The 20,009-nt window shown below is 72.3% G+C and carries 16 protein-coding genes, 2 pseudogenes and 1 riboswitch; of the genes and pseudogenes, 14 read left to right on the top strand and 4 right to left on the bottom strand.

Going from position 1 to position 20,009, the window contains the following annotated elements:
* The first annotated feature begins 34 nt into the window (after nt 1-34).
* A complete protein-coding gene (locus UW392_RS25500; RefSeq protein WP_320777453.1) occupies nt 35-2,425 on the top strand; it encodes a phosphoketolase family protein in 2,391 nt (796 codons plus the stop codon).
* 19 nt (nt 2,426-2,444) lie between these two features.
* Here UW392_RS25500 and UW392_RS25495 read toward each other — a convergent pair whose 3' ends face one another.
* Together UW392_RS25495 and UW392_RS25490 are read right to left on the bottom strand one after the other, a co-directional pair.
* Nucleotides 2,445-3,131 (bottom strand): response regulator, encoded by a 687-nt coding sequence (locus tag UW392_RS25495; RefSeq protein ID WP_320777452.1) that lies wholly within the window; start codon nt 3,129-3,131, stop codon nt 2,445-2,447.
* Nucleotides 3,128-4,813: an ATP-binding protein gene (locus UW392_RS25490; protein ID WP_320777476.1), complete on the bottom strand. Its 1,686-nt coding sequence runs from the start codon at nt 4,811-4,813 to the stop codon at nt 3,128-3,130. Before UW392_RS25490 ends, UW392_RS25495 begins: the two co-directional genes overlap by 4 nt.
* Nucleotides 4,814-5,096: 283 nt before the next feature.
* Between UW392_RS25490 and UW392_RS25485 the strand changes: the two genes are divergently transcribed.
* The 4 genes and pseudogenes from UW392_RS25485 to UW392_RS25470 form a co-directional block, all read left to right on the top strand.
* Nucleotides 5,097-6,080 carry a tripartite tricarboxylate transporter substrate binding protein gene (locus UW392_RS25485; protein ID WP_320777475.1) on the top strand — a complete coding sequence of 328 codons (984 nt, stop codon included), beginning with the start codon at nt 5,097-5,099 and terminating at the stop codon, nt 6,078-6,080.
* 41 nt (nt 6,081-6,121) lie between these two features.
* The gene (locus UW392_RS25480) at nt 6,122-6,655 is read left to right on the top strand and encodes a tripartite tricarboxylate transporter TctB family protein (protein WP_320777474.1); all 534 of its coding nucleotides are present in this window, start codon (nt 6,122-6,124) and stop codon (nt 6,653-6,655) included.
* A 1-nt stretch (nt 6,656) separates the two neighbouring features.
* Nucleotides 6,657-8,153, top strand: coding sequence for a tripartite tricarboxylate transporter permease (locus UW392_RS25475; RefSeq protein WP_320777451.1), 1,497 nt, complete (start codon nt 6,657-6,659; stop codon nt 8,151-8,153).
* Nucleotides 8,154-8,376: 223 nt separating this feature from the next.
* Nucleotides 8,377-9,443: pseudogene (locus UW392_RS25470) on the top strand (alpha/beta hydrolase); the annotation flags it as partial.
* A 22-nt stretch (nt 9,444-9,465) separates the two neighbouring features.
* On the opposite strand, the gene UW392_RS25465 reads toward UW392_RS25470, so the two are convergent.
* The gene (locus UW392_RS25465; RefSeq protein WP_320777450.1) at nt 9,466-9,924 is read right to left on the bottom strand and encodes a MarR family winged helix-turn-helix transcriptional regulator; all 459 of its coding nucleotides are present in this window, start codon (nt 9,922-9,924) and stop codon (nt 9,466-9,468) included.
* Between the two features lie 151 nt (nt 9,925-10,075).
* Here UW392_RS25465 and UW392_RS25460 point away from each other — a divergent pair, with 151 nt between their 5' ends.
* The 4 genes from UW392_RS25460 (at nt 10,076) to UW392_RS25445 (ending at nt 14,986) form a co-directional block, all read left to right on the top strand.
* The gene (locus tag UW392_RS25460; protein ID WP_320777449.1) at nt 10,076-10,612 is read left to right on the top strand and encodes an NUDIX domain-containing protein; all 537 of its coding nucleotides are present in this window, start codon (nt 10,076-10,078) and stop codon (nt 10,610-10,612) included.
* A gap of 221 nt (nt 10,613-10,833) precedes the next feature.
* Nucleotides 10,834-11,448 (top strand): hypothetical protein, encoded by a 615-nt coding sequence (locus UW392_RS25455; RefSeq protein ID WP_320777448.1) that lies wholly within the window; start codon nt 10,834-10,836, stop codon nt 11,446-11,448.
* 26 nt (nt 11,449-11,474) lie between these two features.
* Entirely contained in the window at nt 11,475-14,273 is a 2,799-nt protein-coding gene (locus UW392_RS25450) for a TIR domain-containing protein (RefSeq protein WP_320777447.1), read from the top strand.
* A 62-nt stretch (nt 14,274-14,335) separates the two neighbouring features.
* Nucleotides 14,336-14,986, top strand: coding sequence for a hypothetical protein (locus UW392_RS25445; RefSeq protein ID WP_320777446.1), 651 nt, complete (start codon nt 14,336-14,338; stop codon nt 14,984-14,986).
* A 42-nt stretch (nt 14,987-15,028) separates the two neighbouring features.
* Here the strand turns inward: UW392_RS25445 and UW392_RS25440 are convergent, their stop codons facing one another.
* Nucleotides 15,029-15,436, bottom strand: coding sequence for a CoA-binding protein (locus UW392_RS25440; protein WP_320777445.1), 408 nt, complete (start codon nt 15,434-15,436; stop codon nt 15,029-15,031).
* Between the two features lie 294 nt (nt 15,437-15,730).
* On the opposite strand from UW392_RS25440, the gene UW392_RS25435 reads away from it, so the two are divergent.
* The 5 genes and pseudogenes from UW392_RS25435 to UW392_RS25415 form a co-directional block, all read left to right on the top strand.
* Entirely contained in the window at nt 15,731-16,378 is a 648-nt protein-coding gene (locus UW392_RS25435; RefSeq protein ID WP_320777444.1) for a restriction endonuclease, read from the top strand.
* Nucleotides 16,379-16,385: 7 nt separating this feature from the next.
* A riboswitch (cobalamin riboswitch) is annotated at nt 16,386-16,572 on the top strand.
* 69 nt (nt 16,573-16,641) lie between these two features.
* Nucleotides 16,642-17,703 carry an ABC transporter substrate-binding protein gene (locus tag UW392_RS25430; protein WP_320777443.1) on the top strand — a complete coding sequence of 354 codons (1,062 nt, stop codon included), beginning with the start codon at nt 16,642-16,644 and terminating at the stop codon, nt 17,701-17,703.
* 77 nt (nt 17,704-17,780) lie between these two features.
* Nucleotides 17,781-18,824, top strand: a complete 1,044-nt coding sequence (locus UW392_RS25425) for a FecCD family ABC transporter permease (RefSeq protein ID WP_414496697.1) — start codon at nt 17,781-17,783, stop codon at nt 18,822-18,824.
* Nucleotides 18,821-19,663 carry an ABC transporter ATP-binding protein gene (locus UW392_RS25420; protein WP_320777442.1) on the top strand — a complete coding sequence of 281 codons (843 nt, stop codon included), beginning with the start codon at nt 18,821-18,823 and terminating at the stop codon, nt 19,661-19,663. Before UW392_RS25425 ends, UW392_RS25420 begins: the two co-directional genes overlap by 4 nt.
* Before the next feature lie 95 nt (nt 19,664-19,758).
* A pseudogene (locus UW392_RS25415) lies at nt 19,759-20,009 on the top strand (hypothetical protein); the annotation flags it as partial.

Here is a 20,009-nt window from a genome sequence, read left to right as displayed (position 1 = left end):
CCCCAAGTCCCCGACCTGACCACGGGAGTCACACATGCCCCAGGACGACCACCCGGCCGGTGCCGCGCTGACCGATGACGAGTTGCACGGCCTGGACGCCCACTGGCGGGCCGCCAACTACCTGGCGGCCGGCCAGATCTACCTGCTCGCGAACCCGCTGCTGACCGAACCCCTGAAGCCCGAGCACATCAAGCCGCGGCTGCTCGGCCACTGGGGTACGTCCCCGGGGCTGAACCTCGTGTACACCCACCTGAACCGGGTGATCAGGGCACGGCACCTGGACGCGCTGTGCGTCTGGGGGCCGGGGCACGGCGGGCCCTCCGTCCTCGCCAACTCCTGGCTGGAGGGCAGCTACAGCGAGATCTATCCGGACGTGTCCCGGGACGGGGCGGGCATGGAGCGGCTGTTCCGCCAGTTCTCCTTCCCGGGCGGGGTGCCGAGCCATGTCGCGCCGGAGGTCCCGGGCTCGATCCACGAGGGCGGGGAACTGGGCTACTCGCTGGCCCACGCCTACGGGGCCGCGTTCGACCACCCGGACCTGCTGGTGGCGTGCGTGGTCGGCGACGGGGAGGCGGAGACGGGGCCGCTGGCCGCGTCCTGGCACGCGAACAAGTTCCTCGACCCGGTGCACGACGGCGCCGTGCTGCCGGTCCTGCACCTCAACGGCTACAAGATCGCCAACCCCACCGTGCTGTCCCGCATCCCGGAGCCCGAGCTCGACGCCCTGCTCACCGGGTACGGCCATGAACCGATCCACGTCACCGGCGACGACCCGGTCCAGATCCACCGGGCGCTCGCCGAGGCCTTCGACCGGGCCCTGGACGCCATAGCCGGCATCCAGCGCGCGGCCCGCGAGCACGGTGCGACCGAGCGGGCCCGCTGGCCCATGATCGTGCTGCGGACGCCGAAGGGCTGGACCGGACCGGCCGAGGTGGACGGGAAGCCGGTGGCGGACACCTGGCGCTCCCACCAGGTGCCGCTGTCCGGCGTCCGGGACAATCCGGAGCACCTGCGGCACCTGGAGGCGTGGCTGCGGTCGTACCGGCCCGAGGAGCTGTTCGACGACGCGGGCCGGCCCACCGCCGACGTCCTGTCCTGCGTCCCCGAGGGCGCCCGGCGGCTCGGCGCCACCCCGTACGCCAACGGCGGCCTGCTCACCCGCACCCTGCCGCTGCCCGGCCCCGACCGGTTCGCGGTCCCCGTCGACGTCGACAAACCCGGCGCGACGGCGCACGAGCCCACCCGCGTCCTCGGCGACTACCTCGAACAGGTGATGCGGGACACCGCCGACCGCCGCGACTTCCGCCTGGTCGGCCCCGACGAGACCGCCTCCAACCGCCTGGACGCCGTCTACGGCGCGAGCGGCAAGGCGTGGCAGGCGCAGACCCTCCAGGTCGACGAGGACCTGGACCGGCACGGGCGGGTCATGGAGATCCTCTCCGAGCACCTCTGCCAGGGCTGGCTGGAGGGATACCTGCTCACCGGGCGGCACGGGCTGTTCTCCTGCTACGAGGCGTTCGTCCACATCGTCGACTCCATGGTCAACCAGCACATCAAATGGCTGAAGACCTCGCGCGAGCTGCCCTGGCGGGCCCCGATCCCGTCGCTCAACTACCTCCTGACCTCCCACGTCTGGCGCCAGGACCACAACGGCTTCTCCCACCAGGACCCCGGCTTCGTCGACCACGTCCTGAACAAGAGCCTGGAGGTCGTACGGGTCTACCTGCCGCCGGACACCAACACGCTGCTGTCGGTGGCGGACCACGTGCTGGGCACCCGCGACTACGTCAACGTCGTCGTGGCGGGCAAGCAGCCCTGCTTCGACTGGCTGACCATGGACCAGGCCCGCGCGCACTGCGCGCGCGGCGCGGGCACCTGGGACTGGGCGGGCACGGAGGACGGCGGCCGGGAACCGGACGTGGTCCTCGCCTGCGCGGGCGACGTGCCGACGCAGGAGGTGCTGGCCGCCGCCCAGCTGCTCCGCCGCCATCTTCCGGAGCTGGCGGTACGGGTGGTGAACGTCGTCGACATGGCGAAACTGCTGCCCGCGGACGACCATCCGCACGGCATGAGCGACTTCGAGTACGACGGCCTGTTCACCACCGACAAGCCGGTGATCTTCGCGTACCACGGCTATCCGTGGCTGATCCACCGCCTCGCCTACCGCCGCGCGGGCCACGGCAACCTCCACGTGCGCGGCTACAAGGAGATGGGCACCACGACCACCCCGTTCGACATGGTGGTCCGCAACGACCTCGACCGCTACCGGCTGGTGATGGACGTCATCGACCGGGTGCCCGGGCTCGGTGTGCGCGCCACGGGCGTACGCCAGCGCATGGCCGACGCCCGCACCCGCCACCATGACTGGATCCGCGAGCACGGCACCGACCTGCCGGAGGTCGCGGAGTGGACGTGGACCGGCTGACCACCACCCCGCGGGCGGCTCACACCCGCCAGTGGTACCGGCGCTCCGGACGCCCGGCGGCCCCGTACCGCAGCGACACCTCCGCGCTCCCGGTGGCGTGGAAGTACTCCAGGTAGCGCCGGGCGCTGACCCGGGAGACCCCGGTGGCGGCCGCGCACTCGGCCGCGGACAGCGTGCCCTCCGCCGTGCGGAGGGCACGCTCGACCAGTCCGGCGGTCTCCACGCTCAGCCCCTTGGGCAGCGCGGTGCCCGGCGCGGTCGCGAACGCCCCGGCCAGCACCCGGTCCACGTCCGCCTGGCCCCGTACGACGGTGGTGAGCAGCCGGCCGCGCTGCGCCGCGTACCGCTCCAGGCGGGGCCGCAGGTCCTCGTACTCGAACGGTTTGAGCAGGTAGTCGACGACGCCGTGCCGCACGGCGCCGCGCACCGCGTCGGCCTCGCGCGCCGCGGTGATGGCCATGACGTCGCAGTCGTGCCCGGCGGCGCGCAGCCGCGGGATGACGTCGAGCCCGAAGCCGTCCGGCAGGTACAGGTCGAGCAGGACCAGGTCCGGGCGCAGCGCACCGACGGCGGCGACGGCCTCCTCGGCGGTGCCCGCCGTGCCGACGACCCGGAACGGCTCGACGCGCTCGACGAACGTACGGTGCACCCGGGTCACCATGAAGTCGTCGTCGACGACGAGCACGTCGATGGCGTGGGCACTCATCGGGGGGCTCCTTCCGCCACCGCGCGCGCGGGGTGGCCCACGGACATGCGGGCGGTGAACATCGCGCCGTCGGGCGTGTTGGTCACCGCGACCTCCCCGCCGTGCCGTTCGCAGACCAGCCGGGTGAGCGCGAGGCCGATACCGCGCTCGCCGCCCTCGGCCGCCTTGGTGGTGAAGCCGTACGCGAAGACCTCGTGGGCCAGTTCGGGCGCCACACCGGGGCCGGAGTCGCGGACCTCGATCTCCACGCTGGCGGCGTCCTGCCGCAGCCCCACCTCCACCCACGCCTCGGGCCCGGTACGGTCGGCGCCGCCCGCGTCGGGGGCGTCGAGCGCGTCGAGGGCGTTGTCGATGAGATTGCCCACCACCGTCGCCACGTCGGCGGCGTCCTCCGGCGCGAGCCGCTCCAGCGCCGTGTCGTCCGAGATCCGCAGGCGCACCCTCCGCTCCGCCGCCAGCGAGGACTTCGCCATCAGCAGGGCGGCCACGGCCGTGTCGCGCACGCGCCGGGAGAGGGTCATGTCGAGCGACTGGCGGCGCTGGTGCAGTGCGCGGATGTAGCGCACCACCTCCTCCTGCTCACCGATCTGGATCAGCCCGGAGATGGTGTGCAGCTGGTTCGCGAACTCGTGGGCCTGCGCGCGCAGCAGCTCCGACGAACTGCGGAAGGAGCCGATCTCCCGCTCCAGGCGGGCCAGTTCGGTACGGTCCCGCAGGGTCGTCACCGAGCCGAGCGGGCGGCCGTCCTTGGTGACCGTCATCCGGTTCATCACCAGGACGAGGCCGCCCCGCACCACCACCTCGTCGTGCCGCTCCACCACCGGCTCGTGCCGCTCCGCGGACCGGCCGTCCACCCCGGCCAGCACGTCCCGCAGCCGCCCCCCGATACCGAGGTCGGCGAGACTGCGGCCCACGCAGTCCCCGGGCAGGCCGAGCAGCCGCCGGGCCACGTCGTTCACCAGGGTGATCCGGCCCTGCGGATCCAGCGCGACCACCCCCTCCGCGATGCCGTACAGCAGCGCCTCGCGGTGCTCGGCCAGCCCCGCGATCTCGCGCGGCTCCAGCCCGAGGGTCTGCCGCTTCACCCGCCGCGCCAGCAGCCAGGAACCGGCCACGCCCAGTCCGCTGGCGATACCCAGGTAGGCGAGCAGGTACGAGGACGCCCCGCTCAGCCGCTGCCACACCGTGGGGTACGCCTCGCCGATCATCACCGTGCCCAGCCTGCGCCCGACGTTGTGCTCCGTGGCCCCGAGCACCGGCACCTGCGCCACCAGCTCCTGGCCGCCTCCCCAGGCCAGCCGCCCGGACCAGCCGCGGCCCCGGGCGACCCCGGTCCCCAGCGGCAGCCGGCCGCCGACCGCGGTCGGGTCCGTCGAGGTGACGACGCGGCCCGTACGGTCGGCCACCGTCACCGAGGTGACCCCGGACTGCACGTGCGTCGACTGCACCAGGGTGTCGAGGGCGTCGTCCTGCGCCGGGCGCGTGAGCTGGCTGCGCACCAGGGGACCGGCGGCCAGCTGTTCGGCCAGCGCGCCGACGCGGCGGCCCTCGACGCGGTGGAAGGTCGCCTGCGACTGCGCGAACGAGACCGCGGCGACCGCCAGCAGCACCACCACGACGATGGCGAGCTGCAGCACCAGCATCTCGCCCGCGAGGGTGTGGCGACGGAACGTGGGGACCACAGGGAACTCGATCTCTCCTACCGGCACGAACACTTGGGCGGCTCGGCTGCCGAGCCGCACCATCATGGCGCCCACCTGCGGCCTTGGGAAGGGACGTGACTCGAGGGAGGAGACGCGCGGGAGGGACGGAGGAGGGGCCGCGCGGCGACCGCAATGACCACAACCTCCATTGGTTGCGGAAGGCAGACAGCGCGCCCGCGCGCGGGCACCATGTGGCGCACCTCACGCCCGTGCCGTGAGGCATCCCGTTCCCGTACCGACGTCCAGACAGGTGGTGGCACACGTGCGCCTGCGCGCCCCCTTCGCCCTGCTCGGCGCCGCCCTGCTCGTGCTCGTGGGTCCGCCCCTGCTCACACCCGGCAGCGGCACCGAGACCGGCACGCAGATCCCGGGCCTGCGCTTCATGGTCCCCAACACACCCGGCGGCGGCTACGACATCACGGCCCGTACGGCCGCGAAGAACGCCGAGGACGCCGGACTCACCCACGACATCGAGGTGTTCAACCTGCCCGGCGCCGGTGGCACGGTCGGCCTCACCCGGCTGGTGAGCGAGCACGGCAACGGCAAGCTCGCCATGTCGATGGGGCTCGGCGTGGTGGGCGCGGCCCGCTCCAACGACGCGCCCACGACCCTCGCCGAGACCACCCCGATCGCCCGGCTCACCGAGGAGCAGGACGTCGTCGTGGTGTCCAAGGACTCCCCGTACAAGACGATCGACCAGCTCGTCGACGCCTGGAAGGACGCCCCGGGCAAGCTTCCGGTGGGCGGCGGTTCCGCGCCCGGCGGGCCCGACCACCTCGCGCCGATGCTGATGGCCGAGGCCGCCGGGATCGCGCCCCGGCAGGTCAACTACGTGCCCTTCGACGGCGGCGGCGAACTGCTCGCCTCCATCCTCGGCGACAAGGTCGCCTTCGGCGTCTCCGGCGTCGGCGAGTACCTCGACCAGATCAGGGCGGGCGAGCTGCGGCTGCTCGCCGTCACCGGTCCCGAGCGCGTCCCCGGACTCGACGCGCCCACGCTGGAGGAGTCGGGCTACGACGTGGACTTCACCAACTGGCGCGGCGTCGTCGCCCCGCCCGGTCTCTCCGACGCCGAACGGGAGAAGCTCACCCGGCTGTTCGAGGAGCTGCACGCTTCCGAGGAGTGGCAGGAGTCCCTGGAGAAGAACGGCTGGGACGACGCCTTCCTCACCGGCGAGGAGTTCGGCGACTTCCTCACCGCCCAGGACGAGCGCGTGGTGTCGGTGCTGAAGGAGTTGGGACTGTGACGACGAAGCGGACCGGGACCGAGACCGGGACCGACACGGACATGAGTACGAGCACGGACACGGACACGGAACGGCCCACCTGGCGGCACCGGCTGCGCGAGCGCTCCGAACTCGGCGTCAGCGTCCTGCTGCTCCTCCTCGGCGTGCTCGTCCTCACCGACGCGGTCACCATGGACGTCGACCTCACCCAGCGCGGCCCGGTCGGACCGCGCACCGTGCCGATCGCCGTCGGCATCGGGCTGCTGGTCATCGCCGTCCTGCTGGCGGTCGACGTGCTGCGCGGCGGCCGCGGCGAGGCGGAGGCCGGCGAGGACGTCGACCTGTCCGAACCCGCCGACTGGCGCACGGTCCTGCTGCTCGTCGGGGTCTTCCTGGGCGCGGCCGTGCTCATCGAGCCCGTCGGCTTCCCCGTCGCCGGGGCCCTGCTCTTCTGGGGCGCGGCCTATGCCCTCGGCAGCCGCCACTACGACCGCGACCCGCTCATCGCGGCCGTCCTCTCCCTCCTCGCCTACGTCGTCTTCAACAACCTGCTCGGAGTGCCGCTCCCCGGCGGTCCGCTGATGGGAGTGCTCTGACATGGACACCCTCAACTCCCTGATGGACGGCTTCGGCACCGCCCTCACCCCGGTCAACCTGCTCTGGGCGGCCCTCGGAGTCCTCCTCGGCACGGCCATCGGCGTCCTGCCCGGCATCGGCCCGGCGATGGCGGTCGCGCTGCTGCTGCCGGTGACGTACGGGCTCGACCCGGTCGGCGCGTTCATCATGTTCGCGGGCATCTACTACGGCGCCATGTTCGGCGGCTCGACGACCTCCATCCTCCTCAACACCCCCGGTGAGAGCGCCGCCGTGGTCGCCGCGATGGAGGGCAACCCGATGGCCAAGGCCGGGCGCGGCGCACAGGCGCTCGCGGCCGCCGCCATCGGCCACTTCGCGGGCGGCCTGATCGGCACGATCCTGCTGGTGGCGCTCGCGCCGACCGTCGCCGAACTGGCCGTGGACATCGGCGCGCCCGACTACTTCGCCATCATGGTGCTCGCCTTCATCGCCGTGACGTCCGTGCTCGGCTCCTCCCGCATCCGGGGCCTGGCCTCCCTCCTCATCGGCCTCACCATCGGCCTGGTGGGCCTGGACCAGATGACGGGCCAGCAGCGCCTCACCTTCGGCTCCCTGCACCTCGCCGACGGCGTCGACGTGGTCATCGTCGCGGTCGGCCTCTTCGCGATCGGCGAGGCCCTGTGGGTCGCCGCCCACCTGCGCCGCACCACCGGCGAGGCGATCCCGGTCGGCCGCCCCTGGCTCGACGGCAAGGACGTGAGACGGACCTGGAAGCCGTGGCTGCGCGGCCCGTTCATCGGCTTCCCGTTCGGCGCGATCCCGGCGGGCGGCGCCGAGATCCCCACCTTCCTCTCCTACGTCACGGAGAAACGCCTCTCCCGGCACAAGGACCAGTTCGGCAAGGGCGCCATCGAGGGCGTCGCGGGACCGGAGGCGGCGGCCTCGGCCTCGGCGGCGGGCACGCTGGTCTCCATGCTCACCCTCGGCCTGCCCACCACGGCGGTCGCGGCCGTCATGCTGGCCGCCTTCCAGCAGTACGGCATCCAGCCAGGACCGCTCCTGTTCGAACGCGAACCCGAACTGGTCTGGGGCCTGATCGCCTCCCTCTTCGTCGGCATGGTGCTGCTCCTCGCGCTCAACCTCCCGCTCGCCCCGGTCTGGGCCAAGCTGCTGCGCATCCCGCGCCCGTACCTCTACGCCGGCATCCTGTTCTTCGCGGCGGTGGGCGCGTACGCGGTCGGCGGCGAGGTCGTCGACCTGGTGATCCTGCTGATCATCGGCCTGATCGGCTTCGGCATGCGGCGGTACGGGCTGCCGGTCCTCCCCGCGGTCATCGGCGTCATCCTCGGCCCCAACGCCGAGCAACAACTCCGCCGCGCCCTGCAGATCAGCGACGGCAGCGTCACCGGCCTCGTGAACACGCCCTTCTCGGTGACGGTGTACGCGATCGTGGTGCTGCTGCTGGCGTGGCCGCTGCTGCGGAAGCTGGTCACCCGCAGCCGGGCGGCCCGGGACTGAGGAGAGACCCCGCTTCTCCCCTAGGGGTGAGGCGGGGCAACCCCCCGTAACGGAACGCCGGTTGCCCGGATGTCGGGACGCGCGGAAACGCACGAACCTCGTACGCATGACGAACACCAAGCGCAACGCGGCGCTGCTCGCCGCCTCGGCCGCCGTGCTGACCCTCGTCACACCGCTGACGGCCACCGCGAAGCCCGCTCCCCTCGACTGGACGAGCTGCGGGGGGAGCGACCTCGCCCTCTCCAAGCTGCGCCCCTGGCCCGCCCCCGACGGCACCCTCACCGAGAACCTGGCCACCGCGCGACGTGTCGCGGACACCTGCGCCCGGGACGGCGGCACCCTCGTCCAGCACCTCACCACCGCGAACGAGGCCCGCGACCTCGACCGCGTCCGGGCGGCCCTCGGGGAGCGCAAGGTCTCCGCGTGGGGCGTCTCGTACGGGTCGTACGTCGGCGCCGTCTACAACGAACTGTTCCCGCACCGCACCGACCGCCTCGTGCTGGACAGCACCGGCGATCCCGACCCCGTCCGGGTGGGCCGCGCCTGGCTCGCCGGATTCGAGGCCGGCGTCGAGGACGTCTTCCCGGAGTTCGCCACGTGGGCGTCCCGGCCCGGGAACCCGGACCGCCTGGCCCGGACGGCCGCCGAGGTGCGTCCGCTCTTCCTCGCCCTGGCCGCCCGCCTCGACCGCGCACCCGTCCCCTGGCCGGGCGCCAACCCCGAGGAGCTCAACGGCAACGTGCTGCGCCAGACCATGCTGGACGCCTTCTACGACCCCGACGAGGGCTCCCCGCCCTCGCCCGGCTGCTCCGGGCCGCCCGGGAGGGCACCGTGCCGCCCGCCCCGCCGGCCCCGCCCGAGGGGGAGATGCGGAACTCCGTCGCGGTCAGCGCCGGCACCCTGTGCAACGACGTCGCCTGGCCCACCTCACCGGCCGTGTACGAGAAGGAGGTCGCCGTCAGCCGCGCCGAGCACCCGTTGACCGCCGGCATGCCGAGGAACGTGATGCCCTGCGCCGTCTGGCCGTACGAGCCGAAGGAGCCCCCGGTCCGCATCACCGACGACGGCCCCGCCAAGGTCCTGCTGGTGCGGAACGAGCGGGACGCGGCGACCCCGCTCAGCGGCGCCCTGAAGATGCGCGCCGCCCTCGGCCGCCGCGCCGTCATGGTGACCGTCGACTCCACCGGCCACGGCGCCTACCTCGACAACGGCAACGCCTGCGGCGACCGCACCGTCAGCCGCTTCCTGGCGACGGGGGAGCGGCCGCGGTGGGACGTGCGCTGCGGCTGAGTGACTGTCCCCCAGTGGTGTCCTAGTGGTGCCAGGCCCGCCCGCCCGTGTTGTGGATGAACCGCTGCAGCACCTTGAGGACGGTCAGGTACTCCTCGTCGGAGATGCCCGCGTGCCGTTCCTCCCACAGCTCGCGCTGGAGGGCCGCGGCCTTCCCGTGCAGCGCCCTGCCCTCGGCCGTGAGACCCAGCCGCCCCTCGGCGTCCTCGGTGATCCAGCCCTGGACGACGGTCCCGTCGATCTCCGCCTCCATCGTCTCCGCCCCCGTGTCGAGGTAGTTCCGCAGGAGCCGGGACACCTCGTCACGGGTTCTCGGGGAGTCGGCGCCGGCGATCTGCGCCAGCACCCACCACTGCGGCTGGGTGAGGCCGATCCCGGCGAGGGCGCCCCGGGTGCGGTCGATGACGGACTTGTAGGCCGCCCAGCTCCAGTAACCGATGGGCTGCTGGATCAGTTCGGCGTCGTTGTGCGAGTACTCCATGGCAAGCCTCTCCACGAGGGTCCGCGGATGTTCCGAGGACGGTGCGATCCCGTACACCGGGACGACCGTAGGAACTCGACCCGACTTGAGGTCAAGCGCGGCGTTCGGCCGGTTCTCGAAAGCTTCGCGTCAGGCGGTCTAACGTGAAGACGTGGAACGTCGTGGCCCCTGGACGAGTCATGCCCGTCGGTTGCTCTGTGCGACGCCCCGGCTCGTCGTACGGCGTGATGTCGTCACCCGTCCGGACGGTCGAGCGGATCACTACGACTGGCTGGACGTGCCGGATCTGGTGCGAGTCGCCGCCTTGGTCGACGGGGCGATCGTCGTGATCGAGCAGTTCCACTACCTGATCGGTCCGATGTGGCAACTGCCCGGTGGAAGTATCGACCCCACTGACAAGGACAGCCGCGCTGCCGCGGCTCGGGAGCTCGCGGAAGAGACCGGGTACCGCCGCGGTCACTGGACGGCTCGCGGCACCCTCCATCCGCTTCCGGGCCTGACCCCGGCCCGTGTCCATCTGTGGCAGGCAGGTGAGCTGGAGTCCGGTGACCCGGCCGTCGAACCGGGGGAAGCGGACGTGCGGGTGCGGAAAGTGCCCTTGGCCGAGGCCACCGAGGCAGTTCTCGAAGGGCGACTCAGTTGTGCGGCCAGTGCTGCTCTGGTTCTGTCCCTCGGGCGAGGGAGGTGAAAAGGGTGAATGCAGCGATCGCCGTGTATTTCAACGGTCCGGTCGGCTTCTGCCGAAGGTGTCCCGAGCATTGCTGATGATTTCCTCCCGGGTTCATGATGTCGACGTACGGTGATTCGCGGTGAGCGTGATCCGGGCCCGATGGAGGTGGAATGACCTTGTCGAGGGGGACCGGACGCGGACTGCGGGGGTGGTGGGCTCGCCTCTTCGCGTCGACCGTCATGGGAGCCCTGGTCGGTGCAGGCATGTTTGCCGTGACCGGGCTGACGGGACGTACTCTCTACATGGTCACCGGAGCAGTCGCCGGGGCGGTCGCGGTCACCGGAATTCAACTTTACGGAAAGGCGGCCAGGCTGACCGAGGTGAAGATAACCGTTCCGCAGTTGAGCGAGTTCACCTTCGTGGTCAACAGCGACGCCCGCCAGGTCGCATGGGAGCTTTTCGTGGAGACCGTGACACGTGTCTCCACCCAACCGCTGGCGACCGGCGAGGGAATCGTCCGTGAAGCACTCACCTCTCTGCACGGTCTGTTCGCCAGTACCCGTGAGACTCTCAAAGGCACGCAGTCCTCACAGGTCATCCCGAGCGGTCAGACCGTCGAGCACCTCGCCATCACCATGCTCAACCGTGAACTACGCCCGTTCCTCTCCGCATGGCACCCGAGGCTCCGTACCTACGAACTGAGCCACCCGGAGAACCCCGAATCGTCATGGCCCGACAATGACGTCTGTCGTGCGGAACTCCATGCCGTCCAGGAGCACATCCATACCTACGCGCTCGGTTTCGCCAGGCTCGCCGGAGTGCGGGACGCGACCGCGATGCTGGACGACGACTGATCCGGCAGCGCAGATGGGAGCGCACGATGCCGGATCATCCGGGGCGTGACAGGGATTACGACGCGTTCATCTCCTACAGCCACTCCTGGGACAGGGCTCTCACCACGTCTTTCCAGAGCCAGATCCAGAACATGGCCCGGCCCTGGTACCGCTGGCGGTCCTCGCGCATCTTCCGGGACGTCGTCAACCTCAGTGCCACCCCGAGCATGTGGCCCGACATCGAAAGGGCGCTCAGCCGTGCCGAATGGCTGATCCTCATGGCGTCTCCCGCGGCCGCGAAGTCACCGTGGGTCCGCAAGGAGATCCGGTGGTGGCTGCAGCACCGGGCCGCCGACCGCATCCTGATCGCGTGGACGGACGGCCGGCTCGTCTGGGACGACGGCACCGGCACCTTCGACTGGGCGGTCTCCGACGCACTGCCGGCGGCGGAGATCGCCCACGCCTTCTCCCACCAGCCCCGATGGGTCGACCTGCGCTGGCTGCGGGAGGCGGGGGACGTCGACCCGGCGGACCCGAGGCTGGTCGAGTGCGTGGCCGACTTCGTCGCGCCGATCCGTGGGATGTCCAAGGAGGACCTCCTCGGCGAGCACGTACGGCAGCGCAGGAGGACAATGCGCTGGATACGCATGGTCATCGCTTGCCTGACGTCCTTGCTGGTCATCGCTGTCACCGGCGGGGTGATCGCCCTGCAGCAACGCAACAACGCCCGTGAGCGTGCTCTGATCGCCACCTCACGTCAGCTCGTCGGCCAGGCCGCGTCGATCAGGGACAGCCAGCCGGACCTGGCACGCCAGCTGCTGATCGAGGCGTACCGGCTCTCGCCGACCGATGAGGTGAAAGGCGCGCTGCTGAGCAGTGCCTCCATCCCCCGGGTGGTGGCAGCCCCCGGGTACCGGCGGGGCGTGGCTTTCAGCCGGCACCGCGATCTCCTCGCCGTGGCGTCCGACCGCGGACTGGAACTGCGTGACACCGCCGACGGGACGGTGCTGTCCCGCCTGCCCCTTCCCGCGAGCCATCGAGGCGCGGTCGCCTTCAGCGGGGACGACCGCCGGCTGGCCGTGGGGGGCAAGGACGGTGGCGTCCGGCTGTACGACGTGACATCGGCCCGACACCCCCTGGCGCTCGGTTCCGTCGCCTCCTCGACGGAAGCGATCACCGAACTGGCCTTCCATCCGCTCCGCCCTCTGCTGCTCTTCGATCTGAACGCCGACCACGTCGGCGTCGTCGACCTGAGCGAGCCAGGGGCTCCTCGGCTGACCGCCGAGGTACCGGGCGACACGTTCGCGGTGTCCCCCGACGGCCGCCTGCTGGCAGTCGGCGACGAGAACGCCGTGTCGGTCAGGGACCTGTCGCGGGCCGACGGACCTCCTCGACTGGCGCGGATTCCCCGGCCCGTGGGTTCCCTGGCGTTCAGCGCCGAAGGCAATCTGCTGGCCGGGGCCGGCGAGTACGGCACGGTCCTGCTGTGGGACATCGCGCAACCGGCCTCTCCACAGGGACGGCCCTCGCTGAACGGCCGTACATCGGAGTCGGGCGCGACGGTGGACGCACTGGCGTTCTCCCACGACGGGGTGACCCTGGCCGCGGGAGGGAGTGACGGCGCCCTTCGGCTGTGGGACCTGGACGACCCGTTCTACGCCGTGCAGGGCACCCGGATGACCGGGCATTCGGCGTCGGTGGACGAGGTCGCCTTCAGCCGTGACGACCGTACGCTGGCCTCGCTGAGCACGGACGGTGCGTCGCGCACCGTCGACGATTCCGACGTGCGGAACGGCAGCGTGCGTCTGTGGAACGTCGACGGAGCCGTACGCTCCACGGCCCGCACGGGTCTTCCGGTGACGCACTCGGCCGTCCCGTCCTTCAGTCCCGACGGCCGCACCATGGCCGCGGGATACCCGGTGAGGCTCTGGGACATCAGCCACCGGACACGGCCGCGGGCCGTCAGCACACTCGCGACCTTCAACCAGGGCGGCTCGGCCGCGTCCTTCAGCCCGGACGGCCGTACCCTGGCCGCCGGGAGCCCCGTGGCCACTTGGGACGTGACCGATCGGACGCGCCCGCGCTATCTGACACCACAGGTGGGTCTGAGGTACGGCACCGACACCATGACGTACGCGCCCACCGACTCCCTCCTTGCCGTGGGCGGCCGGCAGGGCGCGCTCGAACTCTGGGACGTCGGTCGCCGGACACATCCGGTCAGGGCCGCGACGCTGGACAGGACGGTGTCGCTGTCCCAGGGGGTCGCCTTCCGGAGCGACGGGAGGGTGCTGGCCACGGTGAACGAAACCGGTGCCGCGCAGCTCTGGAGCATCGGTCCGAAGGGGAGGCGTGAAGCTGCGGGAACGGCCGAGCCCGCGCGAGGGCACGTCGCGGCCCTGGCATTCAGCTCGGACGGCCGAACACTGATCACGGGCGACTCCGCCGGCGCGGTGATCACCTGGGACGTGCGGAACGTGACACGCCCCGAACGGCTCGCCTCGGCCGGACGGCACACGGGCCGTGTCGACGGGCTGGCAGCCGTGCCGGACGGCGGCGTGGCGGCGAGCGCCGGTACCGACGGCCGCGTACGCGTCTGGTCCCTGGCGGATCCCGCGCACCCCTACGAACTGGCTTCTCTCGACGCGGGTGGGGAGTACGACGTCGCCGGACTGGCGTTCAGCCCGGACGGACACACCCTGGCGGCTGCGACGGCACAGGAGGTCCAGCTGTGGGACGTCGGAATCATGGACATCCTGCAGCGGCTGTGTGCCGAATCACCCGCGGTGACACCGGCTCAGTGGCGGGAGTACCTGCCGGGGGAACCCTACGAGCCCCCGTGCGCCTGAACCGGGTGAGCAAGGGAGGGACGATGGACGCGCGAAGGACGTCGAGCGGGTGCGGTGCTGCCTTGCTGGGGCTGACCCTCCTCCTGTCGGCCTGCGGTACGCCCGATGTGGGCCCCCGGATCACGCGTACGCCGACCTCCGCCCCCGGCACCGGCGGTCCGCCGACCGCGACCGGCCCCACCTCCGCCACGCCCGGTGCCGTCGACCTGGGACCGGCCCCCGAGGATCTGCGCGAGGTGAACTGGCGGGACGTCCGGGTCCCCGGCACCTTCTGTGACATTCCCGGCCTGATCACTTTCCACGACGGCCGGGCGACGGCGACCTCCCGCACCTGGGGCCGGGTCGACCTCTCCCGCGAACCGGAACCGACCTACGGGGACATCGGCGGGGACCGCCGTCCCGAGGCCGCCCTCGGCGTGGAGTGCAACAACGGCGGAGGTACCGCCGCGGGGCAACTGGCGTTCGGCTCGGTGATCTACGCCAGTGACAAGGGCAGGCTCACAGTCCTGCGATCGATCACGCCGCAACAGCAACCGCCCGGGCAGCCCCCGACACTCCTCGCCGAGCTGCGGATGGAACGCGGCCGGATAGAAGTCGAGGAACGGTGGTACCGGCCCCGGGACGCCACATGTTGCCCCACAGGCACCGCGGTCACGGTGTGGGTCCTCGACGACGGTCGTCTGACCCCCCGGCCACCCCGCATCACCTCCTGATGAGACGCGCCGACGCCGGACCCATGACCGGCCGGGGCACCCTCAGCCCAGCCGAGGGATCTCGATCGCCGGGCAGCGGTCCATCACCATCTCCAGGCCGGCCGCGCGCGTGCGGTCGTACGCCTGCTCGTCGACGACACCGAGCTGGAACCACACCGCCTTCGCGCCCTTGGCCACGGCCTCGTCGGCGACCGGGCCGGCCAGGTCGCTGTTGACGAAGACGTCCACGACGTCGACGTCGAAGGGGATGGCCTCGAGGGACGGGTACCCCTGTTCCCCGTGGACCGTCTCGGCCTTGGGGTGCACGGGGACGACGCGCTTGCCGTAGCGCTGCAGGACGGCCGCGACCCCGTACGCGGCGCGCTGCCGGTTGGCGGAGAGGCCGACGACGGCCCAGGTGTCACCGCTCTCGGTGAGGATCTTGCGGACGGTCTCTGCGTCGCCGTACATGCTGCGCCTCCGTCGGGTCCGGCCGTCGATCGGCCACTTGGTCCGTCAGAACGCGCGGCCGGCGCGGGCGATTCCCGCCGGCGGGGGCCGTTTCGGCCGCCCATCGGGCACTGGCCGGTTCGTGGCCCTACCGGTGGGCGTCGGCACGGGCGAGACTGCTCCCCTGGTACGCGGGGGAGGGCAGGAGCGGTGGCGCGAAGACGACGTCCGTCCGCTGCGCGCGGGCGCCGCGCCCGGCGGCGCCGGCTCACGACGGCCGCGGGCGCCGCGACCGGTGGCGTCGTCCTGACGGCCGTGTCCTGGCAGACGGTCTGGCCGTACCTCGTCGGCGGGCTGGTCCTCGGGGGAGCCGCCCTCGGCGGGTGGTGGCTGTGGCGTACGGACCGGCTGGTCAGGGGGCGTGACCGGCGGTGGCGCGAGGAGGACGCCGTCCGGGCCGGCCGCCGGACCCTCGCCGAGGTGGACAGGATGTCGGGCGGGGAGTTCGAGGACTTCGTCGCGGGCCTGTGCCGGCGGGACGGGTGCACCGAGGTGCGGCGGGTGGGCGGCTCGCACGACGACGGGGCGGATGTGCGGGGGCGGCTGCCGGACGGCCGGAGCATGGTGGTCCAGTGCAAGCGCCACGCACCGGGGAACGCGATCCCGAGCCGTGAGGTCCGCGACCTCATCGGGGCCCGGGTCCACTTCGGAGCCGATGTCGCGGTCTTCGTCACGACCGCGTACTTCACCGGGCCCGCCGAGCGGACCGCGGTGCGAAACGGCGTCGTAGCGATCCACCGCGACTTCCTCGGACTGTGGCACAACGGTGCCTCGCTCCTGTCGTTCGGCGAGGTCAACGGGGCGGGGCAGGGGGACCGCGCGCATCGTGCGCGGTGGCGGGCGACCTATGGCGGCCGGAAGCGGCCGCGGGGCGGTAATCGGGGCACCCGGCGGCCGTCGTGACCCACCGTGATAGCTTTCCCGAGCCAGTCGAACCCACGTGCGTGGGTCAGGGAATCCGGTGCGAATCCGGAACTGACGCGCAGCGGTGAGGGGGACGGGCGGGGCATCGGCCACTGGACCCGAACCGGGTCCGGGAAGGCGCCGCGTCCGGACGATCCCGAGTCCGAAGACCTGCTGGCGGCCTCCGCGGTCGTACGACGGCGGGGGAGCACCGTACGACCGGGCTCCGCGTTCGAGCCCTCGACGATCAAGGATCTGCTCCCGTGCCGTTCGCACGTCCCGTACGCCCAGTACGTCCTGTACGCCCGCTACGCCCTGTACGTTCCGCCGTCCTGCTCGCCCTCGGGGCGCTCGTCCTGAGCGCCTGCGGGTCGGGAGGGGCCGCCGACCGGGCCGGCACCGCCGCCGCGGTCTCCCTCACCAACTGCGGGCACACCGTCCGCGTCGACGCGACCCCCGAGCGGGCCGTCTCCCTCAACCAGGGCACCACTGAGATCATGCTCTCCCTCGGGCTCGCCGACCGCATGGTGGGCACGGCGACCTGGACCGACCCGGTGCTGGAGGGGCTGGAGGCCGAGAACGCGAAGGTGGCGCGGCTCGCCGACAACTCCCCCTCGTTCGAACGCGTCCTCGACGAGGACCCCGACTTCGTCGCCGCCTCCTTCGTCTCCACGCTCGGCAAGGGCGGGGTGGCCACCCGCGAGCAGTTCGAGAAGCTCGGAGTGCCCACCTACGTCGCCCCGTCCGACTGCTCCGGCAAGGAGAACCACGGGAACGGCGACGGCGAGCGGGAGGCGGCGCTCAGCATGGACGCCGTGTACGGCGAGGTGCGCGACCTCGCGAAGGTGTTCGGGGAGGAGCAGCGTGGCGAGGAGCTCGTCGCCTCCCTCGAGGAGCGCATGGAGCGGGCCACGCAGGGGGTCGACGCCTCCGACGTCACCCTCATGTACTGGTTCGCGAACTCCGAGTCGCCCTACATGGCGGGCTGCTGCGGTGCGCCCGGCATCATGACCCGCGCCCTCGGCGCCGAGAACCTCTTCGACGACACCCACGAGGAATGGCCCCAGATCAACTGGGAGACCGTCGCCGACCGCGACCCCGACGTGCTCGTCATCGGCGACCTCACCCGGAAGTCGCAGACCGCCGAGACCGCCGAGAAGAAGATCGAGTTCCTTGAGTCCAACGCGGTCACGAAGAACATGACGGCTGTGAAGAAGAAGCGGTACGTGCTGCTCAGCGGGCAGGCCCTGAACCCGACCATCCGTACCGTCGAGGGCGTGGAGCGGATCGCCACCGCGCTGCGCGGGTACGGGCTGGCCGGGTGACCGTGCCCACCACCGTCGGCAGCGCGTCCGGCCCGTCCAGCCGGTGCGGCCCGTCCGATGCGCCCGCCCCGCCGGAGGTGACCGAGGCTCCTCCGGCGCGCGGCGCCCGCGCCCTGCGCCGTGTCCTGCTCGTGCTGGCCGGCGTCGCCCTGCTGTGCGGTTCGGTGGCCGTCGCGATCACCATCGGGCCGGCCGACATCCGCGTGGGTGACGTGTGGTCCGTCGTCGCGGACCGTCTCGGATGGGGCACCGCGGACGTGAGTCCCATCCGCAACGGCATCGTGTGGGAGCTGCGGTTGCCGCGCACCCTGCTGGCCGCCGTCTGCGGGGCCGGGCTCACCGTCTGCGGGGCGGTGATGCAGTCGCTGCTGCGCAATCCGCTCGCCGACCCGTTCGTGCTGGGCGTCTCCTCCGGCGCGTCCACGGGCGCCGTCGTCGTGGTCGTGCTGGGCATCGGCGGCGGGGCCCTCTCGCTGTCGGCGGGCGCCTTCCTCGGCGCGCTGCTGTCGTTCTCGCTCGTCCTGCTGCTCAGCCACACCCTCGGCGGCAGCACCGACCGCGTGGTGCTGTCGGGTGTGGCCGCGATGCAGCTGTTCTCCGCGCTGACCTCCTTCGTCGTCATGACCTCGGGCGACGCCGAGACCACGCGCGGGGTGCTGTTCTGGCTGCTCGGCTCGCTCGGCGGGGCGGGCTGGACGGACGTGTGGATCTGCCTGGCCGTGCTCGCGGTCGCGCTGGTGGTCTGCCTCGGTCACGCCCGTACGCTCGACGCCTTCGCCTTCGGGCAGGAGGCGGCCGCCGCGCTGGGCGTGTCCGTCGCCCGCACCCGGCTGGTCCTGCTGTGCGTGACGGCTCTGCTGACGGCCGTGCTGGTGGCCTCCGCCGGTGCCATCGGCTTCGTCGGCCTGGTGCTGCCGCACGCCGCCCGCGCGCTGGTCGGCCCGGGCCACGCCCGGCTGCTGCCGGTCTCCGCACTGGCCGGGGCGGTGTTCCTGGTGTGGGTGGACACACTGGCCCGGACGGTGCTCGATCCGCAGGAGGTGCCGGTGGGGGTGGTGACCTCGCTGATCGGGGTGCCGGCGTTCGTGCTGGTGCTGTACCGGACGAGGAGGGTGGGATGACCTCGGACGCACGGACGGCCCCGGGGGTGGCCGCGCCCACGGGCGCCGGCGGTCCGGCCGGCGGGCTGCACGCCGAGCGCGTCTCCCGCTCCGCCGACGGCCGCCTCGTCCTGGACGGCGTCAGTCTGGCCCCGGCACCCGGCTCCACCGTCGGCCTCCTCGGCCCCAACGGCTCCGGCAAGTCCACGTTCCTGCGGATCCTCGCCGGTGTGCTCGCCCCCGCCTCCGGTGTCGTGACGCTCGACGGCGACCCGATCACGGGGCTGAGCCGCCGCGACATCGCCCGCCGGGTGGCCGTCGTCGAGCAGCAGTCCGACACCCAGGTGGAGCTGACCGTCCGGGACGTCGTACGGCTCGGCCGCATCCCGCACCGCCGGGCCTGGACCCCCGCCTCCGCCCGGGACGAGGAGGCCGTCCGGGAGGCGCTGGAGCGCACCGGCCTCACCGGCCGCGCCGGCCAGTCCTGGCACACCCTGTCCGGTGGTGAACGGCAGCGCGTGCAGATCGCCCGCGCCCTCGCCCAGGAGCCCCGCGAACTCCTCCTGGACGAGCCCACCAACCACCTCGACATCCAGCACCAGCTCGACCTGCTCCACCTCGTCACCGGCCTCCCCGTCACCACCGTGATCGCCCTGCACGACCTCAACCTCGCGGCCTCGTACTGCGACGCACTGGTCGTGCTGCGCGAGGGGCGCGTGGTGGCCCGGGGCGGCCCGCGCGAGGTCCTCACCGAGGAACTGATCGCCGAGGTGTACGGGGTGCGCGCGACGGTCACCCGCCCCGGACCCGACGAGCGGCCGCACGTGCGGTTCCTGGGCACCCTGGGGACACCGGGCTGAGGGAACCGGCTCCGGCCCCGGCCGGGTGCTCCGGTGTCGGCCATGTTCCCGTGGCCCTCCTGCGCCCGTGCCGCCCCCCGCCCTAGGCTCGCCCCGTGCTCCACATCACCGACGCCCGCACCGGCGAGCCCACCGAGGTGCCCCGGTCCCTGACCCGGGTCCACGCACACGTGACCGGAACCGGGGCCACGGCCCTCCGCGTGCTGCTGGTCGCCGACGTGCTCGTCCGCGCCCTGGAACTGGACGGCGTGTCCGTCCTGACCGTCGCCGACCCGCCACCCGAGCTGGCCGCGCGCGCCACCGCGCTCGGCGTCCGGCCCGCCGCCGGGACCGGCGCGCCGGCGAC

Source organism: Streptomyces sp. CRN 30, assembly GCF_034105845.1.
The sequence above is the reverse complement of the archived record's forward strand: the minus strand, read 5'-3'. Positions and strand labels throughout refer to the sequence as shown.